Source organism: Nocardia cyriacigeorgica, assembly GCF_010858045.1.
Classification (GTDB): Bacteria; Actinomycetota; Actinomycetes; order Mycobacteriales; family Mycobacteriaceae; genus Nocardia; species Nocardia cyriacigeorgica_E.
Genome location: NZ_JAAGVC010000009.1, coordinates 54,103 through 65,996, shown reverse-complemented (window position 1 = coordinate 65,996; position 11,894 = coordinate 54,103). Strand labels below are relative to the sequence as shown.

General features: G+C 67.0%; 11 protein-coding genes. 2 read left to right on the top strand and 9 right to left on the bottom strand.

Features of this window, described 5'->3' with window-relative positions:
• Positions 1–20: 20 nt before the first annotated feature.
• The 9 genes from GV790_RS11510 to rpmH form a co-directional block, all read right to left on the bottom strand.
• Positions 21–758, bottom strand: a complete 738-nt coding sequence (locus GV790_RS11510; RefSeq protein WP_163813444.1) for a GNAT family N-acetyltransferase — start codon at positions 756–758, stop codon at positions 21–23.
• Positions 759–965: 207 nt separating this feature from the next.
• Positions 966–1,982: a ParB/RepB/Spo0J family partition protein gene (locus GV790_RS11505; RefSeq protein WP_163813351.1), complete on the bottom strand. Its 1,017-nt coding sequence runs from the start codon at positions 1,980–1,982 to the stop codon at positions 966–968.
• Between the two features lie 49 nt (positions 1,983–2,031).
• Positions 2,032–2,988, bottom strand: coding sequence for a ParA family protein (locus GV790_RS11500; RefSeq protein WP_228806198.1), 957 nt, complete (start codon positions 2,986–2,988; stop codon positions 2,032–2,034).
• Positions 2,989–3,355: 367 nt separating this feature from the next.
• Positions 3,356–4,108, bottom strand: a complete 753-nt coding sequence (rsmG, locus tag GV790_RS11495; RefSeq protein ID WP_163813349.1) for a 16S rRNA (guanine(527)-N(7))-methyltransferase RsmG — start codon at positions 4,106–4,108, stop codon at positions 3,356–3,358.
• Positions 4,109–4,241: 133 nt separating this feature from the next.
• Positions 4,242–4,745, bottom strand: coding sequence for a Jag family protein (locus GV790_RS11490; protein WP_085996137.1), 504 nt, complete (start codon positions 4,743–4,745; stop codon positions 4,242–4,244).
• Between the two features lie 157 nt (positions 4,746–4,902).
• Positions 4,903–5,979, bottom strand: a complete 1,077-nt coding sequence (gene yidC / locus GV790_RS11485; protein ID WP_163813348.1) for a membrane protein insertase YidC — start codon at positions 5,977–5,979, stop codon at positions 4,903–4,905.
• Positions 5,980–5,983: 4 nt separating this feature from the next.
• Positions 5,984–6,370: a membrane protein insertion efficiency factor YidD gene (yidD, locus tag GV790_RS11480; protein WP_163813347.1), complete on the bottom strand. Its 387-nt coding sequence runs from the start codon at positions 6,368–6,370 to the stop codon at positions 5,984–5,986.
• Complete coding sequence (gene rnpA, locus GV790_RS11475; protein ID WP_163813346.1) at positions 6,367–6,783, bottom strand: ribonuclease P protein component; 417 nt, start codon at positions 6,781–6,783, stop codon at positions 6,367–6,369. Before rnpA ends, yidD begins: the two co-directional genes overlap by 4 nt.
• 88 nt (positions 6,784–6,871) lie before the next feature.
• A complete protein-coding gene (gene rpmH / locus GV790_RS11470) occupies positions 6,872–7,015 on the bottom strand; it encodes a 50S ribosomal protein L34 (protein WP_006550910.1) in 144 nt (47 codons plus the stop codon).
• A gap of 532 nt (positions 7,016–7,547) precedes the next feature.
• Here rpmH and dnaA point away from each other — a divergent pair.
• Both dnaA and dnaN read left to right on the top strand, forming a co-directional pair.
• The gene (dnaA, locus tag GV790_RS11465) at positions 7,548–9,719 is read left to right on the top strand and encodes a chromosomal replication initiator protein DnaA (protein WP_163813345.1); all 2,172 of its coding nucleotides are present in this window, start codon (positions 7,548–7,550) and stop codon (positions 9,717–9,719) included.
• Positions 9,720–10,586: 867 nt separating this feature from the next.
• On the top strand, positions 10,587–11,762 hold the full coding sequence (gene dnaN / locus GV790_RS11460) for a DNA polymerase III subunit beta (RefSeq protein WP_163813344.1): 1,176 nt from the start codon (positions 10,587–10,589) through the stop codon (positions 11,760–11,762).
• Positions 11,763–11,894 lie beyond the last annotated feature (132 nt).

The following is an 11,894-nucleotide window of genomic DNA, read 5'->3' as shown; positions in this document are numbered from 1 at the left end:
TTATGGCGCTACGGCTCGTGTCAGAGGCTGAGGATGCGCGTCGGCACCGTCATCGACGCGGCCGCGAGCAGCTGATCCAGCGCCCGCTCCACGTCTTCCTTCCAGCCGTGATCGGAGTCGAGTTCCAACCGAAGCCGGGGAAACCGATGATGCGGAGCGACGACCTCGAAGCCGGCCTCCTCCAGGAAGTCGGCGTCGATCATGCAGGTTTCCGGTGCGCAGCGCGCGGTGGCGCGGCCGGAGGGGCGCAGCCGATCGCGCACCGGGGTCGCGATGCGTTCCATCAGGGTCATCGACCCCATGGTCCGATCCGAGAGCGCGGTGCTGGGCGGATCACCCCTGATACCGAAGACCTCGAGCGCACGGACACCACGACGCATCAGATCGGTCACCACGGCCTGAATCAGGCGGTAGCCGATATCGGAGTCCTGATGCGGCGGCTCGGCCCGCAGCGTCGTCAGCAGGATGGCATCCGGGCTCACGGGGGAGGTGGGGAACAGGGCCGCGCGCGGTACGGCGCTCGGTGGAGCGTAGAGCGCGCAACCGGCGGCGTTCCCGTCGACGGTGGCGATCTGGCCGCACGAGCCCCATTCCAGCATGACCGTCGACAGCCAGGCTTCCTTCTCGAAGACCGGATCACTGAATTCCTGGGAGTCGGCGGCCACGGCCGGATCGATCTCCCAGAACACACAGCGCCGAGCATGCGCGGGCAGTTGGTCCAGCCCGTCCAGGGTTAGTGCTGTGACGCTGGTCGACACCGCTCTGCTCAGCCTCCAGCTGTCCGATTCATCCACGCTCACGCCGCATCACTGTCTTCTCGCCAGCAAGAATATGCGATCAAGCGAACCCGCCTCATTCCACGTCACTGTGCTGCTCGGTCCGGGGCTCTGTGCGATTTTCCGGCACCGTCACAGTGACGTTTCGGTGCCAGGTCGAGGGTTACGGGTGCACAGGCTCTATTTTTCTTATGTTGCGATGTTGTTCTGCTGCATCAGGCCGACGATGCGCTCGAGATCGTCGACCGAGCCGAACTCGACGACGATCTTCCCCTTGCGCTTGCCCAGACTCACCGTCACCCGGGTGTCGAACGACTCCGAGAGCCGCTCGGCCACATCCTGTAAACCCGGCGCGTGCATCGGCTTGCGGCGCGGGGCGGGGGGCGCGGCGTTCTCCGGTTCCCGGTTCGCCAGCGTTACCGCTTCCTCGGTCGCACGCACCGACATGCCCTCGGCGACGATCCGGGCCGCGAGCACCTCTTGCGCGTCGGCGCCGCCTTCCAAACCGAGCAGCGCCCGAGCGTGACCCGCGGACAACACACCGGCGGCCACCCGCCGCTGCACCGGCACCGGCAGCTTGAGCAGCCGGATCATATTCGTCACCGCGGAACGGGAGCGGCCGATGCGGTCGGCAAGTTCCTCGTGCGTGACGTCGAACTCCTCGAGCAGCTGCTGATAGGCGGCCGCCTCTTCGAGGGGATTGAGCTGCACGCGATGGATGTTCTCCAGCAGTGCGTCACGCAGCATCGAGCCGTCATCGGTCTCGCGGACAATGGCCGGAATGGCGGTCAGGCCGGCTTCCTGGCAGGCGCGCCAGCGGCGCTCACCCATGACGAGCTGATAGCGCTCGGGGTCGGATTCCAGGCGGCGCACCACGATCGGCTGCATGAGCCCGAACTCGCGAATCGAATGCACGAGCTCGGCCAGCGCGTCTTCCTGGAAGACCTGACGCGGCTGCTTCGGGTTCGGCTCGATGGCGTCCGGCGGGATCTCCCGATAGACGGCGTCACCGGGGGAGTCGAGTTCCGAGGCGGCCGCGGGGGAGTCGGGCACCCGATGCAGGTAGGCGGTGGCGGGCTGGAGCGGGCCGGGATCGACCCCGATGACCACACTCGCGGCCGCATCGCCGAGACCGGTCGACGCCGGTCCGGTCGGGATCAACGCGGCGAGACCGCGCCCCAGACCACCCTTCTTAGCCTGACTCATCGGGCCTACCCCTTTCTCGTTCCACCGCCACAGGTCCGCTCGGCCTGCGTCACTGGGCACCTTCGGTGACCGCCGCGCGTTTCGCCGCCGCGCGTGCCGCCATTTCCCGACCGGCATCAAGGTAGCTCATCGCCCCTCGCGAACCGGGATCGTAATCCAGCACCGTCATGCCGTAGCCGGGCGCCTCCGAGACCTTCACGCTGCGCGGGATGACCGACCGCAGCACCACATCGCCGAAGTGGCCGCGAACCTCCTCGGCGACCTGGTCGGCGAGTTTGGTGCGACCGTCGTACATCGTGAGGATCACGGTAGAGACGTGCAGTTCGGGATTGAGGTGCGACTGGACGAGCCCGATATTGCGGATCAGCTGACCGACACCCTCGAGTGCGTAGTACTCGCACTGGATGGGGATCAACACTTCCTTGGCCGCGACCATCGCGTTGACCGTCAGCAGACCCAGCGACGGCGGGCAGTCGATCATCACGTAGTCGATGTCGTAGCCGGAGATATTGGCTTCCTGGATGGCGGCCTTCAGCCTGCCCTCGCGCGCAACCATGGACACCAATTCGATCTCGGCGCCGGCGAGGTCGATGGTGGCCGGAATGCAGAGCAGCCGTTCACTGTGCGGGCTCTGCTGAATCGCGTCTTTGACCGAGATCTCGCCGATGAGCAGTTCGTAGCTCGACGGCACACCCGAGTGGTGTTCGACCCCGAGCGCAGTGCTGGCATTGCCCTGCGGGTCGAGATCGATCACGAGCACCTTCATCCCCTGATGCGCCAGGGCGGCCGCCAGATTGACCGCGGTGGTCGTCTTGCCGACGCCGCCCTTCTGGTTAGCGATCGTGATGATCCGTTGCTCATGCGGTTTCGGCACTGTCACCTTTCCTGGATGCAGTATCTGACTCGCGCGGTGCGCCTCCGCCGCGATCGGGGTCTCACTGGGGGAGATGTGCCCGAACGGTGTGCTTCCGAAAGTTTCCGGACCGGCATTGCTGGAATCCAGCATGCCCGGAACTCGCGATGTTTCCCGTGAAACATTCGCTGAACCGCTCGACATAGACAGCTCCTAACGCGAGAACTCCAGATCACGTGCCCCGAGAAAACGTCGGCGCCGTGTCTTCAAACAAGCCGTGTCGGATCGAACTTGATGCTCAACCGGGACCGCGGCGCCCGATCGACCGAGCGGAGCTTCTGCCGCTGTGACATCCACATCCCTCCGTGGCACCAACGCTCACGCCCGACGCCCATTAGCTTGCCAGCACCGAGCGGGATAAGAAAGCTGAATCGCGGTGACGCGCGCACGACACGCGGATCCGTGACCATTCGCGTGCGCGGGACCATGTTTCCCGTGAAACATCGACGTCCGGAAACGGTCAGTTGGCCTTCCGGGCGGCCCGCGCCGCCCGACGCGCAGACTTCTCCGGACGCGACTTCGCCGGTCGCTCGGAACGGGGGAGGCGCTCGGCACTGATGACGAGTGTCGGCGTTTCGACGATGCCCACGCCGCACTCCAGCACCTCTGCCTTACCCGCGCCGGCCCGAGCGAGCGCGTCGGCATCGCGGGCGAGTTCCTCGGCCGCGCTGACACCTTTGAGCGCGAGCATGCGCCCGTGCTCGTGCACGAGGGGGAGGGACCATTGCGCCAGTTTCGCCAGCGGGGCCACCGCACGCGAAGTGACCACGTCCGCTCCGCCGGCCTCGTGGATCACACCGGACTGTTCTGCGCGGCCGCGGACGACGGCCACCTCCAGGCCCGCCTCCTCGATGAACTCACTCAGAAAGATCGTGCGGCGCAACAGCGGTTCCACCAAGGTGATGCGCAGATCAGGTCGGGCGATCGCCAGCGGAATGCCCGGCAGCCCGGCGCCGCTACCGATATCGACGACCGACGCGCCCTCAGCGATCAACTCTCCGATCACAGCGCAATTCAGAATGTGGCGGTCCCAGAGCCGGGGAACTTCACGCGGACCGATCAAGCCGCGCTCGACGCCGGCGGTCGCCAGGGCGGCACAGTAGCGGCGGGCGAGTTCGAGACGGTCACCGAAGACCGTGGCGGCCACCGCCGGCGGCTCCAGCTCGGCCGGCAACTCGGTCGCTCCGCCGAGATCTCGTTCCACGTGAAACATCCTTCCGAGCGTCATCGAAAATCGGTGCCGGGCACCGTCGGCCAGATATGGCGAAGGGCCCCGGTCCGAAGACCCGAGGCCCTATCCAACCATTGCCCGCCCCGTCAGCGCACGGGGCGGGCCGGTCTATCCGTCAAGCCGGAACGACAACCACGTGCCGGTTGGGTTCCACGCCTTCACTCTCGCTCGCCACACCATCGATGGCGGCGACGGCATCGTGCACGATCTTGCGCTCGAACGGCGTCATCGGAGCCAGCGACTCGGGGGCGCCGGTCTCCTGCACCCGCTTGGCGGCAGCGGTACCGAGCGCGCTCAGCTCCTCCCGACGCTTGGCCCGCCAACCCGCGACATCCAGCATGAGCCGGCTACGCACGCCGGTCGCCTGCTGCACGGCGAGGCGGGTCAGCTCCTGCAACGCGTCGAGCACCTCACCGTTGCGGCCGACGAGCTTCGACAGGTCGCGGCCGCCGTCGATACTCACGACCGCGCGGTCGCCCTCGACGTCCAGATCGATGTCGCCGTCGAAGTCGAGCACATCGAGCAACTGCTCCAGGTAGTCGCCCGCGATCTCACCCTCTTCGATGAGCGCTTCCTCGGCATCGGTCACGTCGGCCGCATCGGTGTCGGCATCAACCATCGTCGTTGCCACAGTGGCGTCCCCTCCGTCGCTCTCAACTGTCATCTGATTTCCTTCATCTGCTCGTCGCGGCCACCGGTGCCCGGATGCGCCGCGATCAAGGGGTTGCTCGGCGATCGTGGTCTCCCACGGATCGAATGGGCTCGGCTGAGCGGACTCAGCGGCGGCGTTTCTGGTTGGCCCGGCCGCGGTTGCCCGACTTCTTCTGCCCGCCCGGACGTTTCTGCCCGGGGGCCGGCTTGCTCGACGCCTTTGCCGCCGGCGCCGCCCCGTTGGTGGTGGCGGTGTCGTCGTCGGTCGTCGTCGCGGCCGGCTGCTTCTTCCGGGTATCGACCGGCTTGGCGCCGGGCTTCGGGGCATTCTGCGCGCGCTGCTCGAGCTTGGCCTGCTTCTTGGCTTCTTCTTCCTTGGCCATGCGCCCGAAGACCAGGTGCTGCTGCCCGTAGGTCCAGATGTTGTTGGAGACCCAGTACAGCAGGATGGCGATCGGCAGGAACGGACCACCGACGAGCACGCCGAGCGGGAACACCCACAGCGCCAGCTTGTTCATCAGCGCGGCCTGCGGGTTGGCCGCCGCCTCCGGGGTCTGACGCGCGACCGAAGCGCGGGCATTGAAGTGGGTGGCGACCGAGGCGATCACCATCAACGGGATCGCGACGGCAGCGATGGAGACCCGGCTCGGAATCCCACCCCAGTCCTCGAAGGCCAGCAGCTCATTGGCCGGGGTGGTGATGAACGCGGAGATCGGGGCACCGAAGATGCGGGCACTCAGGAACGACTGGACGTCGGCCGCGTTGAACACGTAGTTCGGCGTGTTCGCGTTGGTGACCGGATCCATGCCGAGCTGACCGAATCCGTGGCCGGTTCGGTTGAACGAGCGCAGCACGTGGAACAGACCGAGGAACACCGGCACCTGAGCCAGGATCGGCAGGCAGCCCATGAGGGGGTTGAAGCCGTTTTCCTTCTGGAGCTTCTGCATCTCCAGCGCCATCTTCTGGCGGTCGTTCTTGTACTTCTTCTGCAACTCCTTGATCTGGGGCTGCAGCTCCTGCATCTGCTTGGTGGTGCGCACCTGCTTCACGAATGGCTTGTAGAGCACCAACCGCAGCGTGAACACCAGGAACACCACGGCCAGCGCCCAGGTGAGTCCGTTGTCCGCGCCGAAGGCGAACCCGAAGACCCGGTGCCAGAACCAAAGGATCCAGGACACCGGGTAATAAATGAAGTCGAGCACGGCTCTATGCACTCCCGTCGTTCGTATCGCCGACCACCGCGGGCGGTGGTCCTGTACAAGCCTTGGCCTCCGGCTCCGAGTCGGCCGGCGGGGTCGATTCCCGTGACGATTCGGCGGTTGCCTCGTTCCCGTGCTCGGCGCGGCGTTTGCGCTCCGGAACGGGGTCCCACCCACCAGGGTGCCAGGGTGCGCATTTGGCCAGACGCACGACCGTCAGTCCGAGGCCGATGAACAGCCCTCGGGTGCGCAACGCGGTGACCGCGTACTCGCTACAGGTCGGGGTGAAGCGGCAGACCGGCATCCGGGTGGGGGACACATACGTCCGGTAGAGCTCGATCAGGAAGATCAGAATATTGGCCGGCAACCGGACCAGGACCGCGGGCGATCTCATGCCGGTGCACCCGGGTGGACGTCTGAGCGGACGGCCGGGCCGAGGCCGAGTTTGCGGGCCGCGCCGCGCAGCTGGCGCAGCAGCTCCGCCGAATCGGCGGTGGCGGCGCCGGGCAGAGCGCGGATGACGATGTCGGCCTCGACGGGAATCTCGGTGCGCATCTCGGCGCAGATATGACGCAGGCGGCGGGCCACCCGGTGACGAATCACCGCGTTGCCCACCGCCTTGCTGACGATCAATCCGAAGCGCGGACCGCCGACGCGAATCAGCACATCCTCGGCCGGTTCGGCGGCAGGATCCACGGCGTGCACGAACGCGTGCACCACCAGATCCCGCCTCCCGGTTCGCTGGCCGCGACGCACCGTCCTGGAGAAGTCGGCACGACGATGCAGCCGATTCGGCTCAGGCAGCACCCGAGAGTCCGGGGGCGAGTGAGCGATCAGGGACGAGGAGCGCAGCGTTCGGCGAAACGGGCATCCGACACCGAATCCGGGAGGTGGATCAGGCCGTCAGGCTGGCGCGGCCCTTACGGCGACGCGCGGAAACGATGGCGCGGCCCGCACGGGTCCGCATCCGGAGGCGGAAGCCGTGAACCCGCGCCCGACGACGGTTGTTCGGCTGGAACGTCCGCTTGCCCTTGGCCACGGTCAACACTCCTCGAGTTGGTGGGCGCCTGTCGCGCCCGAAGCTTTTCGGTGATTCGTTCGTCCTCGACGTGCGGCGATCCTGGCGAACAGTCAGCACAGGACAGCCACCGCACCGAGGGGTGACTGTACGAGGGTACTCAGCGGCTACGAGCGGGTCAAACTCGCCCATATCAGGGGTGTGCGGGCGTGAGCTCGTCCACACCCCTGATCGGCCCGCCCCGGTGACCACCGGGGGTGTAGCCGGACGATTGCCGGCTGCACCGCAGGTCGGGGCGTCGCGGCCGGTCAACGCTGCCGTACTCCCCAATCCCCAGGAGTTCTCCACATCTGTGGATAATTGTGTGGAAAGACCCCGTGAGTGGCATATTCGTTAAGCCGACGGTGCCGCGCCGCCATCCGGAATCCGCGAACGCGGGATGCGTGGCGAACCGGTCACGGATCTGCGCGGGATCGGATCGAACCACCACGGTAGACGTCTTGCGTACCCCGGCCGTCTGCTCCCATCGACCAATTTCCGGGGAGGACACTGCATGGACGACGAGCAGAACGTGTTGGCCACCGTCTGGCCGGAGGTGGTGGCCGAACTCACCACCGGCTCTCCCGATGGTGCCATCCCGTCGGTCTCGCGCGCACAGCAGGCGTGGTTGAAGCTCGTCAAGCCGCTGACCGTCGCGCAGGGATTCGCGCTGCTCTCGGTGCCGTCGTCGCTCGCCCAGGAGGCGATCGAGCGTGATCTGCGCGAGCCGATCCTGCGTTCGCTCGCCCGCAGGCTCGGTCCGCAGGTGGAGGGTCTCGGAGTGCGTATCGCCGCGCCGACCACACCGGGAGCCGAACGTCCGAGCGCCCCGCCCCGGCACGCCAGGATGACCAGCAGGCCGGAACGCCCGCGTGAGCCGGTCCGCAGGCCCGAGTACCCGGGCGCGGAGTCCGCGGGCCGCGGCGAGTTCAGTCCGCCGCGCTACGCCGCGGGCAACGAGTACGCCCCCGACTATCCGAGCGCCGACTACGCGGGCGGACGCAGCTACCCGCCGGGCCAGGATTATCCACAGGGTCAGGATTTCGACCGCTCCGATAGCTACGCCCGTGCCGACGGATTCGCCGAGGGCGGCGGCTACGGCGCCGACGATAGCTACGAGCAGCGTGACAACTTCGACCAGCGCGATGGTCGCGACAGCTACGGCAGGCCCGAGTTCGCCCGCGGACCGGAATTCGCCGAGTCCAGCGAACGCCGGTCCGAGCAGGATTACCGTCCCGCGCCCGACTATCGCGAGGGCGAGTACAACCCGCGCGGCGACTACCCGGCATCCGAGGCCGAACGCGAGGCCGAGGGCCGCGCCGACAATGCTCCGGCGCCGCGCCGCGACCCGGCCACACCGCGCCGCGAGTCGGTGCCGCCGGGACAAGAGTCCCTGTTCACGCCCGAGCCCGCGCCCCGGGCCCCGATCCAGGCCCGCGAGCCCGGCCCCACCGAGGAAACCGCGCCCGCCGCCGCGCGTGAGACGATCCGCGAGGCCGGACCCGATTCCGCTCGGGAGCCGCTGCGCGATTCGGTGCGCGAGCCCGCCGGTGACGGGACGCGCCCCGATCACGACGACGAACCCGTGGTCAATGTGCGCGATTCCTGGCCCACCTACTTCGCCAAATCGCAGGAGTCGCAGGCGCCGCAGTCCTCCTCGGCGAGCCTGAACGCCAAGTACACCTTCGAGACCTTCGTCATCGGCGCGTCCAACCGTTTCGCGCACGCCGCGGCGGTCGCCATCGCCGAGGCGCCGGCGCGCGCCTACAACCCGCTGTTCGTCTGGGGTGCCTCCGGCCTCGGCAAGACCCATCTGCTGCACGCGGCCGGGCACTACGCCCAGCGGCTGTTCCCCGGGATGCGGGTCAAGTACGTCTCCACCGAGGAATTCACCAACGACTTCATCAACAGCCTGCGCGACGACCGCAAGGTGGCGTTCAAGCGCCGCTACCGCGAGACCGACATCCTGTTGGTCGACGACATCCAGTTCATCGAGGGCAAGGAAGGTATCCAGGAGGAGTTCTTCCACACCTTCAACACCCTGCACAACGCCAACAAGCAGATCGTGGTGTCCTCGGATCGCCCGCCCAAGCAGCTCGCCACGCTGGAAGAACGGCTGCGGACCCGGTTCGAGTGGGGCCTGATCACCGATGTGCAGCCGCCGGAGCTGGAGACCCGGATCGCGATCCTGCGCAAGAAGGCCAGGATGGACCGGCTCGATGTGCCGCATGACGTGCTCGAACTCATCGCCAGCCGGGTCGAGCGCAATATCCGTGAGCTCGAGGGCGCGCTGATCCGGGTGACGGCCTTCGCCTCGCTCAACGGTCAACCGCTGGATCTGCCACTGGCCGAGGTGGTGCTGCGGGATCTGATGCCCGACACCGCCGCGCTGGAGATCACCGCGGCCACGATCATGGCCGTCACCGCGGAGTACTTCAACACCACGCTCGAGGAGCTGACCGGCCCCGGTAAGGCCCGCCCGCTCGCGCAGGCGCGCCAGATCGCGATGTATCTGTGCCGTGAGCTCACCGACCTGTCGTTGCCGAAGATCGGGCAGGCGTTCGGCCGCGATCACACCACGGTCATGTACGCGGAGAAGAAGGTCCGCAAGGAGATGACTGAACGGCGCCGGGTCTACGACCAGGTCCAAGAACTCACAGCCCGCATCAAACAGCGTTCGCGCTGATCGCCGTACACACCCTGTGAAAGTCCCTGACCTGGGTTGACGCATGCCCGAGGGCTGTGGATTCCTCGAGGAATTCCTGTGGAGTCCTCGAGGAATCCACCGTTTGTGCACCGTTTTACCCACAGGCAGCCGGGACGGGCGTCGCGGATCTACGCACAGGCAGTTGTCCACAGCGTCCACAGGGTGGTGCGTGCACAGGCGCTGAGCGGGCGATGTCCGAAGTTGTGCCTGTGGAATCCTCGAGGAAACCGTGTGGAGTCCTCGAGGATTCCACCGGTTGTCCACGCTGTGGTGCACATGTGTGAACAACCGGGTGAATCCGGTGGAACAACTCGAGGATCAGCGGTGGATGAACGTGGGACAGATTCCGTGCCTCCACAGATGCCCCACGTTCATCCTCGAGACACTCCACGCTCATCCCCATGCCACCACGCCCTGTGACCTGCGCAGACGGGCGATTTCCCCAGAATCCACAGGGCCTATTACTACTTCGGTTCTTCTTCAAATAGATCTCTCTTGAAAACAGGCTGTGTGGAAAGTCGGTTGGGCAGGCTCGGCTCGGCGATGGGGTCCCGGACAACAGGCAAGGAAGAGACGGGCGCACCGCGCGAACGGGATCGCGGAGGAACCGAGCCCGATCACCGATAGCCGAGCCGGAGCCGCGAGCGAGCGGGACGGGACCGGAGGGTCGGACCCGGGTGCCGGGTCGCACGCGGTACCGTTTGGTTGTCGGTCGTCTGTGCCACACTTTCGAAGGCGGCCGCGACAGCACGTCTTTCGAGAACCAACGCTGACCAGCCGTCAGGGGTCGGACGACACCGTTCGATCACTGCTAGACCACGGAACCGGGAGAGGACAGATCGGGCGATGGAGCTTTCGAGCATGAAGTTTCGGGTCGCCCGTGAGGATTTCGCGGAATCGGTCGCCTGGGTGGCACGCAGCCTTCCGTCCCGGCCCCCGGTGCCGGTGCTCGGTGGTGTGCTGCTGGTAGCCGACGAAGACGGGCTCACGGTTTCCGGCTTCGACTACGAGGTCTCCGCGCAGATGCGGGTCGCGGCCGAGGTCGCAGGTCCCGGCCAGGTGCTCGTCTCCGGGCGGTTGCTCGCCGATATCACCAAGGCGCTGTCCAACAAGCCGGTGGATGTCTCCGTCGACGGCACCCGCGTGCTGATCAGCTGCGGCAGCGCCAAGTTCTCCCTGCCCACCATGCCGGTCGAGGACTATCCACAGCTTCCCGAGGTGCCGCAGCAGAGCGGTGAACTCAATGCCGACGTCTTCGCCGAGGCGGTCGGTCAGGTGGCCGTCGCCGCAGGCCGCGACGACACGCTGCCGATGCTCACCGGCATCCGCGTCGAGATCGAGGGCCCGCATGTGGTCCTCGCGGCCACCGACCGCTTCCGGCTGGCGGTGCGCCACATCGAATGGCAGCCCGCACGGCCCGACATCGAGACCGCGGTGCTCATCCCCGCCCGCACCCTGTCGGAGTCGGCGAAGACACTCGGCGCCACCGACGCGCCGGTGCAGCTGTCGCTCGGTACCGGTGCCGGGGCCGACGGCCTGCTCGGCATCGTCAACGCGGGCCGGCGCACCACCACCCGCCTGCTGGACGCGGAATTCCCCAAGTTCCGTCAGTTGCTCCCCAAGGAGCACACCTCCATCGCGACGCTGCCGGTCGCCACTCTCACCGATGCGATCAAGCGCGTGGCCCTGGTGGCCGAGCGCGGCGCCCAGGTGCGGCTGGAGTTCTCCGGTGAGGGCCTGTTGCTGTCGGCCGGCGGTGACGACGCGGGCCGCGCGGAGGAGTGGCTGGAGGCCGATTTCCGCGGCGAGCCGCTGACCATCGCCTTCAATCCCGGTTACCTCATCGACGGGCTGTCCGCGCTGCATTCGGATCGGGTCACCTTCGGCTTCACCACCCCGAGCCGTCCCGCGGTGCTGCTGCCTGCCTCCGAGGAAGAGCCGCAGCCGTTGGATTCCGGTTCCTTCGCGGCCCTGGACAGCGCCTACATCTACCTGCTGATGCCGGTCCGGCTCCCGGGCTGAGGCCGGGTGTGACCGTCGGGTGCGAGCAGGATCCGAAACCGGCAGTGCGGTACGACGTTTCGGTGCGGCACATCCTCACCGAACCGGAAACCGATGTGGCACAAGAAAAGTTGTCCACAGTTGTGGATACAA

Coding starts and splice junctions, on each gene's coding strand:
- GV790_RS11500 (WP_228806198.1), bottom strand. CDS start 2,988: ATGCTGGATTCCAGCAATGCCGGTCCGGAAACTTTCGGAAGCACACCG.
- rsmG (WP_163813349.1), bottom strand. CDS start 4,108: ATGTTTCACGTGGAACGAGATCTCGGCGGAGCGACCGAGTTGCCGGCC.
- yidD (WP_163813347.1), bottom strand. CDS start 6,370: ATGAGATCGCCCGCGGTCCTGGTCCGGTTGCCGGCCAATATTCTGATC.
- GV790_RS11505 (WP_163813351.1), bottom strand. CDS start 1,982: ATGAGTCAGGCTAAGAAGGGTGGTCTGGGGCGCGGTCTCGCCGCGTTG.
- GV790_RS11490 (WP_085996137.1), bottom strand. CDS start 4,745: ATGGTTGATGCCGACACCGATGCGGCCGACGTGACCGATGCCGAGGAA.
- dnaA (WP_163813345.1), top strand. CDS start 7,548: ATGGACGACGAGCAGAACGTGTTGGCCACCGTCTGGCCGGAGGTGGTG.
- dnaN (WP_163813344.1), top strand. CDS start 10,587: ATGGAGCTTTCGAGCATGAAGTTTCGGGTCGCCCGTGAGGATTTCGCG.